The sequence below is a fragment of the Demequina pilifera genome (assembly GCF_048814985.1).
Classification (GTDB): domain Bacteria; phylum Actinomycetota; class Actinomycetes; order Actinomycetales; family Demequinaceae; genus Demequina.
This window is the reverse complement of record NZ_JBMDTW010000002.1, coordinates 98583-120510: the sequence shown is the minus strand read 5'-3', so window position 1 is coordinate 120510 and position 21928 is coordinate 98583. Positions and strand designations below refer to the sequence as shown.

At 70.6% G+C, this 21928-nt stretch carries 17 protein-coding genes; 14 read left to right on the top strand and 3 right to left on the bottom strand.

Going from position 1 to position 21928, the window contains the following annotated elements; all coding sequences use genetic code 11:
* Positions 1–201 precede the first annotated feature (201 nt).
* Positions 202–3438 (top strand): isoleucine--tRNA ligase, encoded by a 3237-nt coding sequence (gene ileS, locus ACNI14_RS03355; RefSeq protein WP_420518549.1) that lies wholly within the window; start codon positions 202–204, stop codon positions 3436–3438.
* Between the two features lie 25 nt (positions 3439–3463).
* Here the strand turns inward: ileS and ACNI14_RS03350 are convergent, their stop codons facing one another.
* Positions 3464–4411 (bottom strand): endonuclease domain-containing protein, encoded by a 948-nt coding sequence (locus ACNI14_RS03350; RefSeq protein ID WP_420518548.1) that lies wholly within the window; start codon positions 4409–4411, stop codon positions 3464–3466.
* A 252-nt stretch (positions 4412–4663) separates the two neighbouring features.
* Here ACNI14_RS03350 and ACNI14_RS03345 point away from each other — a divergent pair, with 252 nt between their 5' ends.
* From ACNI14_RS03345 to ACNI14_RS03330, 4 genes are read left to right on the top strand one after another with little or no spacing between them, the layout of a single operon-like run.
* The gene (locus ACNI14_RS03345) at positions 4664–6070 is read left to right on the top strand and encodes a bifunctional folylpolyglutamate synthase/dihydrofolate synthase (RefSeq protein WP_420518547.1); all 1407 of its coding nucleotides are present in this window, start codon (positions 4664–4666) and stop codon (positions 6068–6070) included.
* On the top strand, positions 6067–6684 hold the full coding sequence (locus tag ACNI14_RS03340; RefSeq protein ID WP_420518546.1) for a DUF4233 domain-containing protein: 618 nt from the start codon (positions 6067–6069) through the stop codon (positions 6682–6684). Before ACNI14_RS03345 ends, ACNI14_RS03340 begins: the two co-directional genes overlap by 4 nt.
* On the top strand, positions 6681–7196 hold the full coding sequence (locus tag ACNI14_RS03335) for a hypothetical protein (RefSeq protein ID WP_420518545.1): 516 nt from the start codon (positions 6681–6683) through the stop codon (positions 7194–7196). Before ACNI14_RS03340 ends, ACNI14_RS03335 begins: the two co-directional genes overlap by 4 nt.
* 44 nt (positions 7197–7240) lie before the next feature.
* Positions 7241–7801 carry a dihydrofolate reductase family protein gene (locus ACNI14_RS03330; protein ID WP_420518544.1) on the top strand — a complete coding sequence of 187 codons (561 nt, stop codon included), beginning with the start codon at positions 7241–7243 and terminating at the stop codon, positions 7799–7801.
* A 30-nt stretch (positions 7802–7831) separates the two neighbouring features.
* Here the strand turns inward: ACNI14_RS03330 and ACNI14_RS03325 are convergent, their stop codons facing one another.
* The gene (locus tag ACNI14_RS03325; RefSeq protein ID WP_420518543.1) at positions 7832–8341 is read right to left on the bottom strand and encodes an adenine phosphoribosyltransferase; all 510 of its coding nucleotides are present in this window, start codon (positions 8339–8341) and stop codon (positions 7832–7834) included.
* A 61-nt stretch (positions 8342–8402) separates the two neighbouring features.
* Here ACNI14_RS03325 and ndk point away from each other — a divergent pair, with 61 nt between their 5' ends.
* Positions 8403–8822 (top strand): nucleoside-diphosphate kinase, encoded by a 420-nt coding sequence (ndk, locus tag ACNI14_RS03320; RefSeq protein WP_420518542.1) that lies wholly within the window; start codon positions 8403–8405, stop codon positions 8820–8822.
* A gap of 72 nt (positions 8823–8894) precedes the next feature.
* The gene (gene smc, locus ACNI14_RS03315) at positions 8895–12452 is read left to right on the top strand and encodes a chromosome segregation protein SMC (RefSeq protein ID WP_420518541.1); all 3558 of its coding nucleotides are present in this window, start codon (positions 8895–8897) and stop codon (positions 12450–12452) included.
* A 33-nt stretch (positions 12453–12485) separates the two neighbouring features.
* Here the strand turns inward: smc and ACNI14_RS03310 are convergent, their stop codons facing one another.
* On the bottom strand, positions 12486–13781 hold the full coding sequence (locus tag ACNI14_RS03310) for a hypothetical protein (protein WP_420518540.1): 1296 nt from the start codon (positions 13779–13781) through the stop codon (positions 12486–12488).
* Positions 13782–13912: 131 nt separating this feature from the next.
* Between ACNI14_RS03310 and ACNI14_RS03305 the strand changes: the two genes are divergently transcribed.
* The 7 genes from ACNI14_RS03305 (at position 13913) to ACNI14_RS03275 (ending at position 21841) form a co-directional block, all read left to right on the top strand.
* Positions 13913–14281, top strand: coding sequence for a hypothetical protein (locus ACNI14_RS03305; RefSeq protein ID WP_420518539.1), 369 nt, complete (start codon positions 13913–13915; stop codon positions 14279–14281).
* A 24-nt stretch (positions 14282–14305) separates the two neighbouring features.
* Positions 14306–15421, top strand: coding sequence for a signal recognition particle-docking protein FtsY (gene ftsY / locus ACNI14_RS03300; protein WP_420518537.1), 1116 nt, complete (start codon positions 14306–14308; stop codon positions 15419–15421).
* Between the two features lie 153 nt (positions 15422–15574).
* Positions 15575–16819, top strand: a complete 1245-nt coding sequence (locus tag ACNI14_RS03295) for an ammonium transporter (RefSeq protein ID WP_420518536.1) — start codon at positions 15575–15577, stop codon at positions 16817–16819.
* 2 nt (positions 16820–16821) lie between these two features.
* Positions 16822–17160, top strand: a complete 339-nt coding sequence (locus ACNI14_RS03290) for a P-II family nitrogen regulator (RefSeq protein ID WP_062134931.1) — start codon at positions 16822–16824, stop codon at positions 17158–17160.
* 31 nt (positions 17161–17191) lie between these two features.
* Positions 17192–18976 (top strand): HD domain-containing protein, encoded by a 1785-nt coding sequence (locus ACNI14_RS03285; RefSeq protein ID WP_420518535.1) that lies wholly within the window; start codon positions 17192–17194, stop codon positions 18974–18976.
* Positions 18977–19169: 193 nt separating this feature from the next.
* A complete protein-coding gene (gene ffh, locus ACNI14_RS03280; protein WP_420518534.1) occupies positions 19170–20762 on the top strand; it encodes a signal recognition particle protein in 1593 nt (530 codons plus the stop codon).
* Positions 20762–21841 carry an amidohydrolase family protein gene (locus tag ACNI14_RS03275; RefSeq protein WP_420518533.1) on the top strand — a complete coding sequence of 360 codons (1080 nt, stop codon included), beginning with the start codon at positions 20762–20764 and terminating at the stop codon, positions 21839–21841. The genes ffh and ACNI14_RS03275 overlap by 1 nt, the downstream gene beginning before the upstream one ends.
* Positions 21842–21928 lie beyond the last annotated feature (87 nt).

Sequence of the window (21928 nt, the reverse complement as noted above, 5' to 3'; positions counted from 1 at the left end):
AAGCGCCCCAGTAGAACCGCACGGGCAGCCCGTCACAGCGAGTCCCCTCGGGGACATGAGCGGTCACGCGCCGCCCGCGCCAGCGGGGGAGCGGGGCAAGCGAGGTGGTACCGCGCGAGCGGGCAAGCGGCCGATGCGGTCGCCGGCCTGGGAGCGTCCTCGTGACAGCAGTCGTCAGTCCAGGACCACCGAAGGAACCGCATGTACCCCCAGCACAGGCCCGCCTCCGAGGTGCCCGCCTCCCCGAGCTTTCCCTCCATCGAAGAGGACGTGCTCGCGTACTGGAAGGCCGACGGCACGTTCCAGGCGTCGATCGACAACCGGTCAGACGCCGAGGAGTTCGTGTTCTACGACGGACCGCCGTTCGCCAACGGCCTGCCGCACTACGGGCACCTGCTGACCGGCTATGCGAAGGACGTGGTGCCGCGCTTCGAGACCATGCGTGGCAAGAAGGTGGACCGCCGGTTCGGCTGGGACACGCACGGGCTCCCGGCCGAGCTCGAGGCCGAGCGCGTGCTGGGGATCACCGACAAGGCCCAGATCGACGAGATGGGCATCGCGGCCTTCAACAAGGTGTGCCGCGAATCGGTGCTCAAGTACACCGATGAGTGGCAGGAGTACGTCACGCGCCAGGCGCGCTGGGTGGACTTCGAGAACGACTACAAGACGCTCGACGTCACCTACATGGAGTCCGTGCTGTGGGCCTTCAAGTCGCTGCACGACAAGGGCCTCGCGTACGAGGGCTACCGCGTGCTGCCGTACTGCTGGCGCGACGAGACGCCGCTGAGCAACCACGAGCTGCGCATGGACGACGACGTCTATCAGATGCGCCAGGACCCCGCGCTGACGGTGCTGCTGCCGCTGGACCCGGCTGCCGTCGCGGCCACCGCCCTCGGTGACGACGTGAAGGCGTCCCTCACGGGCGCATCGGCCGTCATCTGGACCACGACCCCGTGGACGCTGCCGTCCAACCTGGCGGTCGCGGTGGGGCCCGAGGTCGAGTACTCGGTGGTGTCGCCGGTCGAGGGTGACTTCGCGGGGCGGAAGGTGATCCTCGCATCGGCCCGCGTGGGCGCGTATGCGCGCGAGCTGGGCGAGGATGCGACCGTCGTCGCGACCGTGACCGGCGCGGAGTTGGCAGGCCTGACCTACCAGCCTCCGTTCGACTACTTCGCGGGCCGCGACCACGCGCACCAGATCCTGGTCGCGGACTTCGTGACGGTTGAGGACGGCACCGGGCTGGTGCACCTCGCCCCGGCCTTCGGTGAGGACGATGCCGCGGTGTGCGGCGAGGTCGGCATCGAGACCGTCATCCCGGTCGACTCGAAGGGGCGCTTCACAAGTGAGGTTCCTGACTATGTCGGACAGCAGGTGTTCGACGCCAACGCGCCGATCATCCGCGACCTCAAGGATGCCGGGATCGTCCTGCGCCACGAGACGTACGACCACTCGTATCCGCACTGCTGGCGGTGCCGCAACCCGCTGATCTACCGGGCGATCTCCTCGTGGTTCGTGCGCGTGAGCGAGTTCCGCGACCGCATGGTCGAGCTCAACGAGGACATCCGCTGGGTCCCGGACCACATCAAGGAGGGACAGTTCGGCAAGTGGCTCGAGGGCGCCCGCGACTGGTCGATCTCCCGCAACCGCTACTTCGGCACGCCCATCCCCGTGTGGGTGAGCGACGACCCCGCGTACCCGCGCACCGATGTGTACGGCTCACTCGAGGAGATCGAGCGCGACTTCGGCCGACTGCCGGTGAACGAGGACGGCGAGCCCGACCTGCACCGGCCGTTCATCGACGACCTCACGCGCCCCAACCCAGACGACCCCTCGGGCAAGTCCACGATGCGGCGCATCCCCGACGTGTTCGACGTGTGGTTCGACTCGGGGTCGATGCCCTTCGCGCAGGTCCACTACCCGTTCGACAACCGCGAGTGGTTCGACGGACACCACCCCGCGGACTTCATCGTCGAGTACATCGGCCAGACGCGCGGCTGGTTCTACGTGATGCACGTGCTCGCGACCGCGCTGTTCGACCGGCCCGCGTTCACCACGTGCATCTCGCACGGCATCGTGCTGGGTTCCGACGGGCGCAAGATGAGCAAGAGCCTGCGCAACTACCCAGACGTCAACGACGTGTTCCACCGCGACGGCTCCGACGCGATGCGGTGGTTCCTGATGGCGTCGCCGATCCTGCGTGGCGGCAACCTGGTGGTGACCGAGGAGGGCATCCGCGAGGGCGTGCGCGAGGTGATGCTGCCGCTGTGGAGCTCGTACTACTTCTTCACCCTGTACGCGGGCGCGGCGAACGGCGGCTCGGGCCACCGCGCGTCGCTCGTGGCCGACGGTGACGTCGCGTCGCTGCCGGTGATGGACCGCTACGTGCTCGCGAAGACCGCCGAGCTCGTCGACACCATGACCGCGCAACTGGACGCGTACGACGTGCCGGGCGCATCGGCGTCCCTCACTGCCTCGATGGACCTGCTCACCAACTGGTACGTGCGTACCCAGCGCGACCGGTTCTGGGACGAGGACGCCCAGGCGTTCGACACTCTCTACACGGTGCTGGTGACCATCACGGAGGCGGCGGCGCCGCTGCTGCCGCTGCTCACCGAGGAGATCTGGCGCGGGCTCACCGGCGGTCGATCGGTGCACCTCGCCGACTACCCGACGGCGCCGGATGCTTGGCGTGACGCGTCGCTCGGCGACGTGATGGATCAGGTGCGCGAGGTCGTCTCGACTGCGCACGCGCTGCGCAAGAAGGAGCAGATCCGCGTCCGCCAGCCGCTCGCCGCGCTGCACGTCGCGGTCTCGGATGTGGAGGCATTTGAGCCGTACGCGGATCTGGTGGCCGCGGAGCTCAACGTCAAGGCCGTGCACGTCCAGGGGGTGGAGGCGTTCACCGCCGCGCACCCGGTCGAGCAGACGCTGACGGTCAATGCCCGAGCGGCCGGCCCGCGCATCGGCAAGGAGGTCCAGGCTGCGATCAAGGGCTCGAAGACGGGCGACTGGTCGCTGTCCTCGTCCGGCGAGGTCGTGTCCGGGGGCGTCGCGCTGGTCGAGGGTGAGTACGAGCTCGCGACGGTGATCGGTGGGGGCTCAGGCTCCGACGCGGACCCGGACTCGGATGAGGCCGCCGCGGTGCTGCCGACCGGCGGTTTCGTGCTGCTCGAGACGACGCTCACGCCCGATCTCGAGGCCGAGGGCTACGCGCGCGACGTGGTGCGTGCCGTGCAGGACCGGCGCAAGGCCGAGGGACTGAATGTCTCTGACCGGATCCAGTTGACGCTGCGCGTGCCGACGGACCGGCTGGGTGCTGTCAAGGCCTGGAGGGCCCTGATCGCACGCGAGACCCTGGCGCAGGACCCGGCGTCGGGCAAGGACCGGATCGAGGTCATCGCGGGCACCGAGCTGGACGTGGCGGTGGCTCGCCTCTAGCCCCAGATACCCAGTACGTCCAATCTCACGCTCGTTGGGGACTCTGGATACCCAGTAGGTCCAACCGGCGTGCGATCGCGCGTCGGACGACCTGTCGGCATCGCTCGGGCGATCGCGTCATCTGTCCGTATGAGAAGCGCAGAGTGAGGATGCCGTGAGTGCTGAGGAGGGCGTCTCGCGCGATGTCCCGTTCGCGGCGTCGGGGATCGGAGTGGGTGCCGCCATCGAGTTCGATGGCGGTCCGGGTGACGGGGTCGAACATGTCTAGCCGAAACGCACGACCCTCGAGTTTCACCCGGTGCTGGCGTACAAACTGCGCGAACTCAGCGGTATTGAACACCTCGCGTAGCCCAATCGTCTCGAGGTGGCTCTCCGACCCGGCTGCAATCGATTGAAGTAGAAGTTTCAGATATCTGCGGCCCTTCAGCCGTGGCATCGCGTCCATCGCGGCGACGAGGTCGGGAAGCGACGCCACCTGGTGGCGCGCGGCCGCGTATACGCAGTCCGCGCCTCGGTCTGGACCCCACTCGCTGTACGTCGTGACCGCGGCGAAGGGAGCATCGGCGATGTGCGCGTTCGCCCCATGTGCGAGATGGCGCTGCGATGCGGGGATCGGCACGCCGGTCCGCACGAGCGTGAGCCATTCGCAGTCGGGCGCATTGGTACCCCGTGGCGCGGTGAGGCGCACAGTCGTCGGTGGTTCAACGAGAAGGCCCCAGACATAGGCCGAAGCGGCACCGACGATGACACCGCGCCCGGCGCTCCAGACCTCGGCGGCGTGGATGCGAGTAACCAGAGACTCCGCATGCTCCGCACCCGCGAAGACCTCGGGAAGAACCCGCCTCACGTCGCCGGAGCGTACTGCTGCGCGCAGGGCCGGCTCGGACCAGTGGTCGACCAACGCCGCTCGGCTGGCGGCGAGCGGTGATCGATGCATGGACTCGGCGAGGGCTCGGGCTTCAGGGCTGTACATGCGCACCATGAATACGCGCGCGCTACGGATGCTTCGTATGTGGGTGCGGCGGAGCGTGAGTGACTGGGGTCCACGTCACGTTGGGGACGGTCGCAGACTCTTGCGCAACGTTGGCCGTGCTGGGTATCAGGAACGTCGTGAGCGCGCCAGATTGGCCGTGCTGGGTATCGGAGGGGGAGACGGGGGGATCCCTGATCAGGATGGTCCGCGTGACGGACGGACAGCGAGCGGCCGACATGGGACACTTGCCGCATGTCAGACCCCAGCGACCTCACGCTCGGCGGCCTCACCCCGGATGAGGCAGAGCGCGAGATCTACAGCCACATTCTCACCCGCAACCCCGAGCACGACTTCGAGCCGACGCTCGAGCGCGTGCGTGAGGCGTGCGACCTGCTCGGCAACCCGCAGTCCGCCTTCAAGGTGGTGCACATCACCGGCACGAACGGCAAGACCAGCACCGCTCGCATGGTCGAGTCGCTGGTGCGCGAGCACGGGCTTCGCACCGGGCTGTTCACGTCGCCGCACCTCAGCACGGTCCGCGAGCGAATCCAGGTCGACGGCGAGCCCATCACCCAGGACGAATTCATCCGCCTGTGGCAGGACGTCGCGCCCATCATCCACCTGGTCGACGCGCGCTCGATCGAGCGCGGGGGACCGCGGCTCAGCTTCTTCGAGGTGCTCGTGGTGCTCGCGTACGCGGCGTTCGCCGACACTCCCGTCGACGTGGCGGTCATCGAGGTCGGCATGGGCGGGGTGTGGGACGCCACCAACGTCGCGGACGGCCAGGTCGCCGTGGTCGCACCGGTGAGCATGGATCACGCCCAGTGGCTCGGCGAGGATCTCGCCGGCATCGCGGGGGAGAAGGCCGGCATCATCAAGGACGGCGCCACCGCGGTCATCGCCGAGCAGACCGATGCGGTCACACCAGTCCTGCTTCAGGCCATCGCCGAGCGCGGCGCGACCGGGCTATGGGAGGGCGACGCGATCGAGGTCGTGGAGCGCCAGCCCGGCGTGGGCGGTCAGCTCGTCACGCTGCGCACCCCCGCAGCGACCTACGCCGACCTGTTCGTGCCGCTGTACGGCGAGCACCAGGCGCACAACGCACTGCTCGCGCTCGCGGCCACCGAGGCCCTGCTGGCCGACGGCGGCGATCCCGTGTCCCTGAACGGCGAGACCGTCGAGGCGGGGTTCGGCGCGGTCGCGTCGCCCGGGCGCCTCGAGGCGGTGCGCACCTCTCCGATGGTGCTGGTCGACGTGGCGCACAACCCCGCGGGCATCGACGCTCTGGTGAGCGCCGTCGAGGAGTCGTTCGCCTTCGAGTCGATCGTGGGCGTGGTGGGTGTGCTCGACGACAAGGACGCGGAGGGCATCCTCGGCGGCCTCGAGCAGCTGCTGGATCACGTGGTGATCACGGCCTCGAGCTCGCCCCGAGCGATCCCCGCCGACGAACTCGCCGAGGTGGCCCGCGGCATCTTCGGCGACGACCGCGTGCAGGTCGCGCACGATCTTCCCGACGCCATCGACCGCGCAGTCCAGACGGCCGAACGCGTGCACGACATGGGCGCCGGGGTGCTCGTGACCGGGTCCGTCACCGTGGTCTCGGAGGCGCGCGTGCTCATGGGCGCCGACCGTCGCAAGGGGGCGGGCCAGGCCCGATGACCCCCGAGGAGACGCCGCGCGACGCGGCACGCGAGCGCGCGCAGGACGACGCCGCGCAGGACGACGCCACGCAGGACGACGCTCAGGAGCGCACGCCCGCTTCCGCGTCAGACACGGCCCCGGCACAGCCCGATGCGGCGCAGCCGCGCCCGCAGCGGCCCGCGACGTTGGTGTTCACCCAGTCGGTGCTCGCGCTGCAGGCGTTCGTGGCGCTGTTCGCGACGCTGGTCGCGTGGAGCTTCGCGCACAACGGCCTGCTTGACGTCCCGGCGGGGTGGGTCGCGGGCGTCGGCATCGCGCTGATGGTGTTGCTCTTCTACGCCGCAGGCAAGCAGAAGAAGCGCTGGGGCCGCATCCTCGGCTGGGTGCTGCAGGCGCCGATGCTCGTCGCCGGAGTGCTGGTGCCTGCGATCGCGGCCCTCGGGCTCGTCTTCCTGGTGATCTGGGTCATGGCGCTGCGCCTGGGCTCGCGGATCGACCGGGAGCGCAAGGAGCGGGACGAGGCGGCCGCCGCCGCGACCGACCGCGACGGCGCACCGGACGCCAGCGACGGCGCATCATCCAGCCCCGCACCGGCCGACGGGCCGACCTCCAACGGGCAGGCATCCGCGTGAGGTCCGCATCGTCCCTGCTCCGCCGAGTCCTGACGGCGCTGGTGATGGGGATCGTGGGCCTCACCATGCTGGTGTGGGCGCTGGAGCGCACGTCGCTGGTCAACTTCGCGGCGCTCCACGACGGCGCGGAGGCTCAGATTCCCATGCGCGTGTACGTGACCATGTTCATCGGTCTGGCGATCGTCAACCTGTGTACGTTCTGGGCCGTGAGTCAGTGGTCCGCGTACCTGCGCGCGCACCCCGACGCCCCGCAGCTGCCGGTGTGGTTCCTGCTGGTGCTGATCGTGCTGCCGGGCGGAGCGCTGATCACGTCGGTGGCGACGCACGCCGGCTACATTCGCAGCCTCGACGCCGTCCCGGTCGACCCGAACATGGGCTTCATCGCATTCCAGGTGATGATGGCGGCGCTCGTCATCATTGCGCTGGTGCTGCTCGGTGTTCGCTGGTCCCCTGGGTATAAGCAGCCCCGCAACGCGCAGCCCCGCAACCCGCAGCCCCGCGAGGAGCGGTAGCGCGAGCGCTGGCAGGAAGCCGCGTCCGGTCGTAGTCTCCGAAGATGGGCAGGCTGGTCTACTCGTATCTCGCGTCGCTCGACGGATACATCGCCGATGCGGCGGGCGCCTTCGACTGGGCGGTGCCGGACGATCAGGTGCTGGGATTCATCAATGAGGTCGAGCGTGACGTCTCCACGTATCTGTACGGACGACGCATCTACGAGATGATGACGGTCTGGGAGACCGACCCGGACCTCGCCGCCCATTCGCCCAAGAACGCGGAGTTCGCGGACATCTGGCAGCAGGCGGACAAGGTGGTGTTCTCGCGCACCTTGGACGTGGTCCCGACGCGACGCACCCGGATCGAGCGCGAGTTCGACCTCGCCACGGTCGAGCCCCTCAAACAGTCCATCGACGGCGACATCGCGGTCTCCGGGGCGACCCTCGCGGCCGAGGCGTTCCGACTGGGCCTCATCGACGAGGTCCAGGTGTTCTTCGCGCCCATTGTCGTGGGAGGCGGTCAGCGGATGTTCCCCGACGGCGTGCGTCAGCGGCTCGCGCTGCGGGGCCAGCGCCGGTTCGCGAACGGCATGGCGTGGCTGCGGTACGACGTCCTGAAGTGACGCAGCAGGCGACGTGACGCACGAGGCGACCTACTCGGGAACCTCGACCACAGAGATCACCTCGGTCCCGGCGAGCGCCTCGCGGCCAGGCAGGCCGGCCAACTCCAGCAGGAACGCGTAGCGGACGCTCGCGGCCCCCGCCCGAGTCAGCATGTCGCCCACCGCGCGCGCCGTCCCGCCGGTCGCGAGCACGTCGTCGACCACCAGCACCCGCTTGCCGTCGATGCCGTTCGGGCTGAGCACCAGTTCGGATGCGCCGTACTCGATGGTCGCGTCCGACTCGAGCAGGTCGCCGGGCATCTTGCCCTTCTTGCGCACCATCGCCATGCCCACGCCGAGCGTCTGCGCGACGACGGGCGCGAAGATGAAGCCCCGGGCGTCCACGCCCACCACCAGGTCGACGGAGTCCGGCTCGGGCGTCAGCGCCTCGCAGGCGTCCCGGAACAGCGCCGGGTCCGCGAGGATCGGGCTGATGTCGTAGAAGAGGATTCCCGCCACGGGGAAGTCGGGATGGGTGTCGAAGTCGGAGAGCGTGATCACGCACACATCGTGCCATTGCGCGGGGCCCGCGAAGATCGCACGTGCCATTAGGCTGGCCCGCATGACTGAACGCACCCTGATCCTCGTCAAGCCCGACGGCGTCAAGCGCGGCCTGTCGGGGGAGATCCTGCGCCGCGTCGAGGCCAAGGGCTACGTGCCCGTGGCGATCGAGCTGCGCACCGCGACTCCGGAGCTGCTCGCCGAGCACTACGAAGAGCACGTCGGCAAGCCGTTCTACGAGCCGCTGGTCGAGTTCATGCTGTCCGGGCCCACGCTCGCGATCGTCGCCGAGGGCGAGCGCGTGATCGAGGGCTTCCGCTCTCTCGCGGGTGCCACGGACCCCACCGGCGCCGCCCCCGGCACCATTCGCGGCGACCTGGGCCGCCAGTGGCCCACCAAGGTGCTGCAGAACCTCGTTCACGGCTCGGACTCCGAGGAGTCCTCCGCACGCGAGATCGCCATCTGGTTCCCCTCCCTCTAGCACCACGGCCGATGCGGGCGCGGCCCGCCCGCCTCGGTCGCCTGGGTGCGGGGAGCCTCTAGACTCGCCCACGTGCACCTCAAGACGCTGACGCTCCGCGGCTTCAAGTCGTTCGCGTCCGCGACCACTCTCGATTTCGAGACCGGCGTCACGTGCGTCGTGGGCCCCAACGGCTCGGGCAAGTCCAATGTGGTGGACGCGCTCGCCTGGGTCATGGGCGAGCAGGGCGCGAAGACGCTGCGCGGCGGCAAGATGGACGACGTCATCTTCGCCGGCACCGCGGGCCGCGCCCCGCTGGGCCGCGCCGAGGTCTCCCTCACCATCGACAACTCCGACGGCGCGCTGCCGATCGAGTACACCGAGGTGACGATCACCCGCACGCTGTTCCGCACCGGGGGGTCGGAGTACCAGATCAACGGCTCGCCGTGCCGGCTGCTCGACATCCAGGACCTGCTGAGCGACTCCGGGCTGGGCCGCGAGATGCACGTCATCGTGGGCCAGGGCCAGCTGGACGCCGTCTTGCGCGCGACCCCCGAGGACCGCCGCCACTTCATCGAGGAGGCGGCGGGCATCCTCAAGCACCGCAAGCGCAAGGACAAGGCGCTGCGCAAGCTCGACGCGATGCAGGCGAACCTCACTCGCGTCAACGACCTCACCGCCGAGCTGCGGCGCCAGCTGGGGCCGCTGGGCCGCCAGGCCGAGGTCGCGCGGCAGGCGCAGCGCATCCAGGTGGATGTCCGCGATGCGCGCGCCCGCCTGCTCGCCGACGACATCGCGCAGCTCGAGTCGCGCTTCTCGCAGGAGAAGGCGGACGAGACCGCGCTGCTCGAGCGGCGGGCGGAGGTCGAAAAGGCCCTCGGCGGCGCCCGTGACCGGCTCGCCGACCTGGAGCGCGCATCGGCCGAGGCGACGCCCGCCCTCACCAAGGCGAACGACGTCTACTACCGGCTCAGCGCCATCCGCGAGCGGCTGCGCAACCTGTCCTCGCTGGCCGAGGAGCGGCTGCGGATGCTCGGCAACTCCACTCAGGACGCCCCGCCGACGGACCTGGTCGACCTCGACGAGCAGCTCGAGCGCGCCCGCGCCGCGACGGCGGAGCTGCAGTCAGAGGTGGGAGAAGCCGCGACCGCACTCGAGCAGGCCGAGCAGGACCGGCGTGACGCCGAGCAGGTGGCGGAGGACTCCGAGCGGCACCTGGCGAACCTGCTGCGCTCGGTGGCAGACCGCCGCGAGGGCGTCGCCCGCCTGGCCGGGGACGTCTCCGCGCGCCGGTCGCGAGTCGAATCGGCGGAGGCGGAGATCGGCCGCCTGCGCGAGTCGCTCGCCGACGCGCAACGCCGTGCACACGAGGCGACCACGGAGTTCCAGCACCTCGAGACCCAGGTCGCCTCGGTCGAGCAGGGCGAGGAGGACCTCGACGACGCTCACGAGGCCGCGACCGAGGAGTGGGACGAGGCCAAGGCGGCGCTCACCGAGCTCAAGGACCGCCTCAACACCGCGATGCGCGAGCGCGACACGTGGGCCGCGAAGGTCGAGGCCCTCGACCTGTCGCTCGCGCGCAAGGACGGCGCCGGTGCGCTGCTGGCATCGGGGTCGAGGTCCGTGCGCGGCACGGTCGCGGCCCTCATCGAGGTGGGCGCCGACGCCGAGGACGCGATCGCCGCCGCCCTGGGTGCGCTCGCCGATGCGCTGGCCGTCGACTCGGTCGAGGACGCCGTGGACGCGATCCGGTGGCTGCGCGACGAGGACGCGGGGCGCGCCAGGTTCCTGGTCGCCGATCCGGGCGCCGCGGTGGCGAACCCCGACGTCGCGCTGGCGGACGGTGCGGTGTGGGCATCTGACCTGGTGTCCGGGCCTGCGGGAATCGTGGACACGGTGCGCGCGCACCTGTCCGGCGTCGCCGTCGTCGACGACCTGACCGCGGCCCGTGCCGTCGTGACCAAGCATCGCGAGGTCGTGGCGGTGACGCGGCGCGGCGACGTGCTGGGTGCCAAGAGCGCATCGGGCGGCGCGGGAGACGCCCCCAGCGTGCTTCACATGCAGGCCGCGCTCGACGAGGCCAAGCAGGGCCGCGACGCCGCGGTGACCGTGGTGGAGTCCACGACGTTCGAGATCCGCGGGGCGGAGGAGCGGGAGTCCGAGGCGCGCACGCGGCACGAGATCACCCTCGAACGCCTCAACGACTCCGACGCGCGCATGGCCGCGGTCGCGGAGCAGCTGGGCCACCTGAACGCCTCCGCGAGGGCGGCGCGCGCGGACGGCGAGAGGCTGGAGACCCAGATCGAGGCCGCGCAGGAGCGCATGGCGGAGCAGTCCCGGGAACTTGCGAGCATGACGGAGCGGCTGGCGGCCGCCCAGGCGGAGCCCGAGCAGACGGAGTCCGACACCGCCGGCGCCCAGGTGCAGCGCGACGAGGACGCCCAGGCGGCCGTGGCGGCGCGCGCCAAGGAGACAGAGGCGCGGCTCGCGCTGCGCACCGCGGAGGAGCGCTCCCGCGCCCTGGCGGCGCGCGCCGAGAGCCTCGAGCGCGCCGCCAACGCGGAGCGGGACGCCCGCGCCCGCGCCGAGGAGGCCGCGCGCAGGCGAGAGCGTCAGGCGCAGGCGGCCCGCGAGGTCATGGCGGGAGCGGCCGATGCGCTCGCGGCGATCGACGTCTCCGTCGCCCAGGCGGACGACGCCCGCGCGGCGGCGGAGGCGGCCCGCGCCGAGCGCACGGCCGACCTCACCGACGTGCGGCGCGAGGTCGAGGGCCTCGCGGACGAGCTGCGCCGGCTCACCGACGAGTCCCACCGCGACGAGGTGGCCCGCGCGCAGGTGAAGGTGCGCCTCGAACAGCTTGAGCAGCGCGCGGTCGACGAGCTCGGGGTGGATCCCTCCAAGCTGGTCGAGGAGTTCGGTCCGCACCTGCCCGTCCCCGTGACGGATGCGGAGCCCGACGAGGACGGCGAGCAGCCCACCGAGCCGTTCGTGCGTGAAAAGCAGGAGAAGCGCCTGCGCACCGCGGAGCGCGCGATGAAGCAGCTCGGTCAGGTCAACCCGCTCGCCCTCGAGGAGTTCTCCGCGCTCGAGGAGCGCCACAAGTTCCTGCAGGATCAGCTGAGCGACATCAAGAAGTCACGGGCGGACCTGATGGAGATCGTGCGGGAGATCGACGAGCGGGTGGAGCGCATCTTCGTCGACGCGTTCGAGGACACGCGGAAGCAGTTCGAGCTGATCTTCCCCCGGCTGTTCCCGGGCGGCGAGGGCAAACTCGTGCTCACGGACCCCAAGAACATGCTCGAGACCGGCATCGAGGTCGAGGCCCGGCCCGCCGGCAAGAAGGTCAAGCGGCTGTCGCTGCTGTCCGGCGGCGAGCGCTCGCTCACCGCGGTCGCGCTGCTGGTCGCGATCTTCAAGGCGAGGCCGAGCCCGTTCTACGTGATGGACGAGGTCGAGGCCGCTCTCGACGACGCGAACCTGGGCCGGCTGCTGGAGATCTTCACCGAGCTGAAGGAGGACTCGCAGCTCATCGTGGTGACCCACCAGAAGCGCACCATGGAGATCGCCGATGCGCTCTACGGCGTCACCATGCGCGGCGACGGCGTGACGACCGTGATCAGCCAGCGGCTCTCCGACGAGGGCGCCGCGTAGGGCGCAGGCCCGGCGTGCCCCTGCGCCACCCGGCTACTGACCGCCTCCGGCGACGACGCGCAGGTCGTAGTCCGCGGCAGACCCGGTGAAGTACGTGGTCACCGCGACGATCCACCGGCCCTCCGGAATGGTCTGGTCCAGGAGCGGGTCGAAGTCCGCGAGCACGTCCGAATACGGGTTGCCGTCTGCCCACGCGAGCCGGTACGGCTGCTCGTCGTAGCCGAGGATCTCGAGCACGAGGTCCTGGTCGGTGAGCGTCGCCGCTTGGATCGTGAGCCGCTGCGCCCGATCGTTGTCGAGGCACACGTAGGTGCCCTCTCCCTCGACGGTGAGGGTGTCCCCGGGGGAGAGCGTGGGCGCCTGATCGCACAGCCCCGGTGTGACGTCGGCGTGCATGCTGGTCGCCTCGCCCCGGCGCGCCAGGTCGCCGTCGTCGTCGTAGTAGAACTCCAGCGGACCCGTGGCGCCGCCGAGCCACGCGCTGGCGGCGACCATGTAGGTCCCGGGCTCGAGTTCGAGGCTGGTCTCCGGGTCGAAGCCGATGGCGTCGTCCGCCGTGCGCAGCAGCGTCGCCGCGCCGCCTGCGTCCGCCGCCCGGTAGATGGCCATCGTGAGGTCGGGGGAGTCCACGTCCGCCGGGTCCGCCGATGCGAGGCCCACCTTCGCGAACACCGTCTCCGCGACCTCGACGCACGCGTAGTGAACGTCGCCGGTGGCGCTCGGGTCGAGCGTCGCATCCGTCGCCTCGCCCTCCGGGGCGATCGTCACCGGCTCGTCGTCGGCGACCACCGGCACCTCCGTCCCGCACGCCTGCGCGGGCGGAACGGACGCCGTCCACCCGTCCCCCGCATCGGCCGTATCGCCTCCCTGGGGCGCGAACGTCGCGGTGTACAGCAGGAACGGCGGCGCCTCGCCCGCCGCCGGCCCCGCAACCTCGATCGCGAACGTGCCGGGCTCGAGCTCGAGCGCGATCTCGGGATCCCAGTCCGGCTCGCTGGCCGCGGTCGCGAGCTGCGCGCCGTCCGCGTCGTACAGCGTGAGCTCGATCGTGTCGCTCGGCTCGAGAGCGGCCGCCCCGATGGTGATGGAGGCGGGCTCGTCCAGCACGAAGCAGGTGTGCGGTGAGGGGTCCACCACCTGCCCGTCCAGGTCGATAGACTGGCCCTCGACGCCATTGCAGCCGTCGCTCGCCTCGGACGGGCTCGCAAGGGGTTCGTCCGGCTCGGATGAGTCCCCGAACGTCAGCAGCGCCGCCACCAGTGCGCCTGCCGCGACCACGGCTCCCGTCGCCCAGAGAGCAACTGTTCGGCCCCGCCGCGCGTTGTCCATGCTGGGAGGGTAGCCGCTCCATCACGTGCCGCAGTCGATGCGGCCGGGCGCGCCCATCTGAGTGCTTCTGAGTTGAATCTGAGTTCGACGGCGAGCCACAATCTGTCCGGAATATCCCAGAAGGAGACTCGATGCTCTCGTCCATGATCGGCCCGCTGTCGTTCGCCATCCTGCTCGCCGCCGGCCTGATGCTGGCTGCCCTGGTGGCGGAGGGTCGCGGCCGTCGCATCGCACGGTTCGTGGTGGCCGTGCGCTCGCGGCGGGACCTGCAGACCTTCCTCGTGGACAGGCCGTACGAGAGCGGCGACTGGGAGCTCGTCGAGAACGTGGATTCGACCCCGGATCGCCCCGCGCCTGGCGTCCGCGTGGCCACCTGGGCGACCGACACCGGAGCCAAGGCGTCGCGTGCCGTCGCGGATCGCGCATCGGCGCTCGGCCGCCCCGGCGATGCGATCGAGTCCGGCCCTGCCACGGGCGAGCTGGGCCTCGCGCGCCAGTAGTCGCGCACCTGACAGACTGACGCCATGGACGTCTCATGGATCCCCGGTTCAGCTGACCTCGTCGTCGTCATCGTGGCCGCAGTCGCGGTGCTCGGCGGCGCCGGCGCCTACGTCGGAAGCCGCCGCGGTCGCGGCGCGCCGCCTCAGCGTGGCTACGCCCCCTACAAGCCCGACGATGCGCCGGTGCGCGAGACCTCGGCCGAGCCTTCCGTGGTCTCCGAGGCGCCCGAGGCCCCTGATTCGCGCCTCACCCGGCTGCGCGCCAAGCTCGCCGGCGGCTTGGGAGCGAGCCTGCTCGCGATCTTCTCGCGCGGAGCCCTGTCGCAGGACGATTGGGACGAGTTGGAGGAGACCCTCCTGCTGGCGGACGTCGGGGCCTCGGCCACCGACGACATCCTCGCGGGACTGCAGTCGCGACTGCGCGCGGAGCCCGACGGCGACCCGCGGGAGATTCTGCGCGCCGAGCTGATCGCCACCATCGACCCCACTCTTGACCGTTCGCTGCGTCTGGGCGAGCCGGGCGCGGGCGCGCACGAGCCCATCGTGGTCGTGGGGGTCAACGGCGTCGGCAAGACCACCACCGTGGGCAAGATCGCGCGCATGCTGGTGGCCGACCACCGCACGGTGGTGCTGGCCGCCGCGGACACGTTCCGCGCCGCCGCCGCGGATCAGCTCGAGACCTGGGGCGCCCGCGTGGGCGTGCCGGTGGTGCGCTCCGACCGTGAGGGAGCGGATCCCGCTTCGGTGGCCTTCGAGGCCGCGGACCGCGCCCGCACCGAAGGCTCCGACGTGCTGCTGGTGGACACCGCGGGGCGGCTCCAGAACAAGGCCGGCCTGATGGATGAGCTCGGCAAGCTCGTGCGCGTGGTGTCCAAGGTCAAGGAGCCCGTCGAGGTGCTGCTGGTGCTCGACGCCACGACGGGGCAGAACGGCCTCGCGCAGGCCCGCGTGTTCGCCGAGGTGGCGAACGTCACCGGCATCGTGCTGACCAAGCTCGACGGCACCGCCAAGGGCGGCATCGTGGTGGCGGTCCAGCGCGAACTGGGCGTGCCCGTCAAGCTCATCGGGCTGGGCGAGGGCGCCGACGATCTGGCGCCGTTCGACGTCGAGGAATTCGTCGACGGCCTGCTCGGTGTCTGAATAGTTCCCGCTTCGCCACTCCCGCAACACACCTTTTACCGCAGTGCCCCGGATGTAACCGTACGGAAACACAGCGGCAGTTCAGGGGCAACAAACGTGCGGGAGGGTGACTCCTGACTCGCCGTGAGGGCGAGAGAACAAAGGAGAAGCAGAATGGATAGCGGCAACATTGCCTGGCTCCTGACTTCTGCGTCGCTCGTGTTGCTGATGACGCCTGGACTGGCGTTCTTCTACGGTGGCATGTCGCGTGGCAAGTCGGTGCTCAACATGATGATGATGAGCTTCGGCGCGATCGCGGTCGTTGCGGTCGCCTGGGTGCTCGTCGGCAACGGGATCTCCGTTGGCGAATCGATGGCTGGCGGGCTGTTCGGAAACCCCGCGTCAGACTTCCTGCTCAGCAATTCCTGGGCTGACTACGCTGAGGCAGGCGATGGCGAAGGCCTGATCGCCACCGGCTTCGGCGCAACCTTCGCGATCATCACGGTCGCGCTGATCTCGGGCTCGATCGCTGACCGCGCCAAGTTCTCCGCGTGGCTCGTGTTCGCGTTCCTTTGGGCGATCCTCGTGTACTCGCCGGTCTCGCACTGGGTGTGGGGCGGCGGAATCCTGGCCGAGGGCGGCGGGATCTTCACCGAGGACTGGTTCGCTCAGGACTTCGCGGGCGGCACCGTGGTGCACATCAACGCCGGTGTGGCGGGCCTCGTGCTCGCTCTCCTGCTCGGCATCCGCAAGGGCTTCGGCAAGGACCCCATGCGTCCGCACAACCTGCCGTTCGTCATGCTCGGCGCCGCGCTGCTGTGGTTCGGCTGGTTCGGCTTCAACGCCGGCTCCGCGTTCGCCGCAGACGTCAACGCGGCCGCAGCGTGGGTCAACACCACCGCCGCCACCGCCGCCGCCATCCTCGGATGGCTGCTGGTCGAGAAGCTGCGTGATGGCAAGGCCACCTCGCTCGGTGCCGCTTCCGGCATCGTCGCCGGTCTTGTCGCGATCACCCCCGCCGCTGTCGCGGTGGACCCGTGGGGAGCACTCCTCATCGGTGTGTTCGCCGGTGTGTTCTCGTCGCTCGCGGTGGGACTGAAGTACAAGTTCAACTACGACGACTCGCTCGACGTGGTCGGCGTCCACCTGGTCGCCGGTCTGTGGGGAACTCTCGCGATCGGACTGTTCGGGACCGACACCTTCGGCGCCTGGAACGGCCTGTTCACCGGTGGCGGCATCGAGGGCCTGTGGGCTCAGACCGTTGCTGCCGTCGTCACGATCGCGTACTCCGCGGTCGCTACGCTGATCATTGGACTGTTGATCAAGTACACGATCGGTTTCCGCGTTCCCGAAGAGGTTGAAGTCGCTGGCATCGACCTCGTCGAGCACGGTGAGACTGCCTACGAGGAGGCGAAGTAGCCATGAAGCTGGTCACTGCAATCATCCAGCCCCACCGCGTGGACGAGGTCCGTGCCGCTCTGGAGGCCGCAGGCGTCAAGGGCGTCACGGTCTCCGAGGCCGCGGGTTACGGCCGCCAGAAGGGTCACACCGAGGTCTATCGCGGTGCCGAGTACACCGTGGACCTGGTGCCCAAGACCCGCATGGAGGTTCTCGTCGACGACGCAGATGCCGCCGTCGTGACCGAGGCGATCGTCTCGGCCGCGCAGACCGGCAAGATCGGTGACGGCAAGGTCTGGACCGTTCCGGTGGACGACGTCGCTCGAGTTCGCACTGGCGAGCACGGCGCCGACGCCCTCTGATCGGCTCCGTTCCACATCGATGACGGGTCAGATGGGCACTGCCGCTGACGGCCCGCACGCTGAGGTCCCGCACCCCCACGGGGTGCGGGACCTCAAGCGCGAGCGGGCAGAACTTGCGCAGTCCCTGGTCGATTCCGGGACGGCGGGGCCCGAGCGCCGCCGCTCCATCACGGACCTGACGCTCACACGGCTGCGCGAGCACTGGGACATGTCAGAGCCGCTCGCTGAGGGAGTGGCCCTGGGCGCTGTCGGGTCGCTCGGGCGTGGCGACGCGGGGCCCTGGTCCGATCTCGACCTGGTGCTGATCCACGACGGCCGCACCCACACCACGCAGCAGGTCTCCGAGCTCGCGCAGCGCCTGTGGTACCCCATCTGGGACGCAGGGCTGGAGCTCGACTACTCGATGCGCTCTCTCACCGAGTGCAGGCAGGTGGCCTCGAAGGACCTGGCCGCCGCGGCCGGTCTGCTGGACCTGCACCCCGTCGCCGGCGACGCCGCTCTCGCGCAGCAGGCGAGATCCGCCATCTATCAGGACTGGCGATCCGCCGCACGCAAACGACTTCCCGAGCTCCTCGCGGCCTCGCGCCAGCGTGCGGAGCGTCACGGCGAGCTCGCGTACCTCATCGAGCCGCACCTCAAGGAGGCCCGGGGCGGTCTGCGCGACCACATGAGCCTCACCGCGCTGTCCGCGACCTGGCTGACCGACCGTCCGCACGGCGCCGTCGACGCCGCGGGCGCCTACATCAAGGACGTGCGCGACTCGATCCAGATCGTCACCGGCCGCCCGGTCAACGTGCTCGGGCGGCACATCGCGGACGAGGTCGCCGCGCTGCAGGGCTTCGACGACCCGGACGACCTGCTCGCCTCTCTCGCGGAGGCCGGGCGCACCGTCGCGTACGCGCTCGACACCACCGAACGGGGGGCGAGGCGCGCACTCGAGCGCTCCGGCATCGGCTCCCGCGCATGGCGCGCGCGCCGCCGCGGCATCGCTCCCCGGCACGTGGGAGTGGCGCCCGGACTGATCGACGTCGACGGCGAGCTCGCCCTGGCGACCGACGCCCAGCCCGAGACCGACGCCCTGCTGCCCCTGCGCGCCGCCGCCACGGCGGCCACGACCGGGCTGACCTTCTCGCCGAACCTGCTGGCGGCGCTCACCCGCACGCCGGAACTGCCCGAGCCGTGGCCCGAGGAGGCGCGCGGGCACCTGCGCGACCTGCTGCGCTCGAGCCAGCACCTCATCGGGGTGTGGGAGGCAATCGACCTCAACGGCTTGGCGGTGCGGTGGGTCCCGGAGTGGGACGGCGTCCGCAATCGCCCGCAGCGCAGCCCGGTGCACCGCTTCACGGTGGACCGTCACATGCTGGAGACGGTGGTGCTCGCGGGCAAGCACCGGCGTCACGTCCCCGACGGCGACCTGCTGCTGCTGGCCGCATGGCTGCACGACATCGGCAAGCGGCCCGGGGCCACGGATCACTCCGTCGACGGGGCGGCCCTGATTCCGGGCATCGCGCACCGCCTCGGGCTGAGCGCCGAGCTGGGTCGCGATCTGAAGCTGCTGGTCCGCGAGCACCTCACGCTCGCGATGCTCGCGACCAAGGAGGACCCGGCTGATCCCGAGACCGTGGCGCGGCTGCTCGATGCGGTCGATCACCGGCTGGATCTTCTCGACACGCTGCGCGCGCTCACCGAGGCCGACGCCCGCGCGGCCGGCCCCAAGGCGTGGACGTCCTGGCGCGCGAGCCTGATCGACACCCTGACCGCGAACGCGCGCCGCGCGCTGCTGCCGTCGGAAGTGCCCGGCGAGCGGGGCGCCTGACCCGACCCGCGCATCGGCCGCCCTGCGCCCCATCAGGGCCTCAGTGCTCGTATCGAGCATTTTCGGGCACTCAGCACCTCAGGGCGCGCATCCACGGACCTTGAGCTCGGCCGATGCGGGGGCTGGGGGGCGATCAGACGCACAGTGGGGCGCCGGGTAGGCTGGTGGCCACGCTTTCCTCGAAGGGACACCTGTGTTCGCGAACCTCTCCGACCGCCTGACATCCACCTTCCGCAACCTGCGGGGCAAGGGCAGGCTGACCGAGGCGGACATCGACGGCACCATCCGCGAGATCCGCCGCGCGCTGCTCGACGCCGACGTCGCCGTGTCCGTGGTCCGCACGTTCACCGGCAACATCCGCGAGCGCGCGCTCGGCGCCGAGGTCTCGGGCGCCCTGAACCCGGGCGAGCAGGTCGTCAAGATCGTCAACGAGGAGCTCGTGGCGATCCTCGGCGGCGAGGCGCGCCAGCTGCAGCACGCCAAGCACGGCCCCACGGTCATCATGCTCGCGGGTCTGCAGGGAGCGGGAAAGACCACCCTCGCCGGCAAGCTCGCGCACCACCTCAAGGAGCAGGGCCACACGCCGCTGCTGGTCGCGGCGGACCTCCAGCGACCCAACGCGGTGAACCAGCTGCAGGTCGTCGGAGAGCGCGCGAGCGTTCCGGTGTTCGCCCCCGAGCCCGGCGTCACCCGCGAGGGCGAGAAGCAGCGCGGCAACCCCGTCAAGGTCGCCAAGAAGGGCCTCAAGGAGGCCGAGCAGCGCCAGCACTCCGTGGTGATCGTCGACACCGCCGGCCGCCTTGGCGTCGACGCGGAGCTCATGAAGCAGGCCGCGGACATCCGCAAGGCGATCGAGCCGGACGAGGTGCTGTTCGTCATCGACGCGATGATCGGCCAGGACGCCGTCGCCACCGCGACCGCGTTCCAGGAGGGCGTCGACTTCACCGGGGTGGTGCTCACCAAGCTCGACGGCGACACCCGCGGCGGCGCGGCGCTGTCCGTGCGCGAGGTCACCGGCCGCCCCATCATGTTCGCGTCCACGGGCGAGAAGCTCGGCGACTTCGAGATCTTCCACCCGGACCGCATGGCCGGCCGGATCCTCGACATGGGAGACATCCTCACGCTGATCGAGCAGGCCGAGAAGGCCTTCGATCAGGACGAGGCCGCCCGCATGGCGGACAAGGTCTCGAAGGGCGAGGACTTCACCTTCACGGACTTCCTGTCGCAGATGCAGCAGCTCAAGAACATGGGCTCCATGAAGAAGATGCTGGGCATGCTGCCCGGCATGGGCGCCATGCGCGACCAGATCGAGAACTTCGACGAGCGCGAGCTGGTGCGCACCGAGGCGATCATCCAGTCCATGACGCCGCTGGAGCGCGACAACCCCAAGGTCCTCAACGGCTCGCGCCGCGCCCGCATCGCCCGCGGCTCCGGCATGACGGTCGCGGACATCAACTCGCTGGTCAAGCGGTTCGAGCAGGCGCAGCAGATGATGCGCGCGATCAACGCCAACGGCGGCGGCATGCCGCAGATGCCCGGTCAGGGCGGCGGACCCGGCGCGTGGGGCGGCATGCCGGGCGGCAAGAAGTCCAAGGGCAAGCAGGCGCCGCAGCGCAAGGTCAAGGGCAAGTCCGGCAATCCCGCCAAGCGCGCGCAGCAGGAGGCGGAGGCCAGGAACCGCAAGCCCGCACAGGCGGCGCCCGGCAGCGCGTTCGGGCTGGGCAAGCAGCAGGACGACTTCGACCCCTCGTCGGTCGACGCGGATCTGAGCAAGTACCTCAAGTAGTGACCGCTCTCCACCTGACCGGGCCGGTCGTCGTCGGCGATGACGACGTCCGCAGCGAGGCATGGGTGGTCGGCGGGCGCATCACCTACGAGCGCCCGAGCCGCGGCGACGTCACGACCGTCGCGGGCACCGTCATCCCGGGGCTGGTGGACGTCCACTGCCACGTGGGCCTGGACTCCGGCGGCGCGACCGACCGCGACCTCGCCGTCAAGCAGGCGACCGTGGACCGCGACGCGGGCACGCTGCTGATCCGGGACGCGGGTTCGCCCCTCGACACGTCGTTCGTGCACGAGCACGCCGAGCTGCCGAGGCTGATCCGCGCCGCCCGGTTCATCGCGCGCCCCAAGCGCTACCTGCGCTACTACGCGCGCGAGATCGAGCCGCAGGACCTCACCGCCGTCGCGGTCGAGGAGGCCCGCAAGGGCGATGGGTGGATCAAGCTCATCGGCGACTGGATCGATCGCGAGGCGGGCGACCTCACCCCGCTGTGGACACCGGCTCAGCTGGCCGATGCGCTGGCCGCGGTCCACGCCGAAGGCGCCAGGGCGACGGTGCACGCGTTCGCCGAGGAGGCGATCGACCCCCTGCTGGACGCCGGCATCGACTGTATCGAGCACGGCACGGGCATGACCGAACGGCACATGCGCGCCGCCGCGGCCGCGGGCATCCCCGTGGTGCCTACGCTGCTGCAGGTCGACCAGTTCGCCGCGTATGCGGACGCGGGAGCGGAGAAGTTCCCTCGCTACGCCGCGCGCATGCGCCGCATGCACGAGCGCCGCTACGAGCAGGTCCGCGACCTCTGGGAGGCGGGCGTGCCGCTGCTGGTCGGCACCGATGCGGGGGGCACGCTCGGGCACGGGCTGCTCCCGCAGGAGGCCGCCGAGATCGTGCGGGCCGGCGTTCCTGCGGCCGATGCGGTGGCGGCGGCGAGCTGGCGCGCTCGGTCCTTCTTGGGCGCGGACAGCCTCACGGAGGGCGCGAGCGCCGATCTGGTGGTGTACCAGGAGGACCCGCGCGAGGACATCGCCGCGCTCGCCGCGCCTTCGCACGTGGTGCTCAGGGGAGCGCGGGTCGCCTGACGGCCGGGCCTCGCCAATCGTGGTCGTTCGCTGAGGCTCGGCCCATCCGCCACGACGCTCGGCGCGAACACAGGACATACTGGCCGC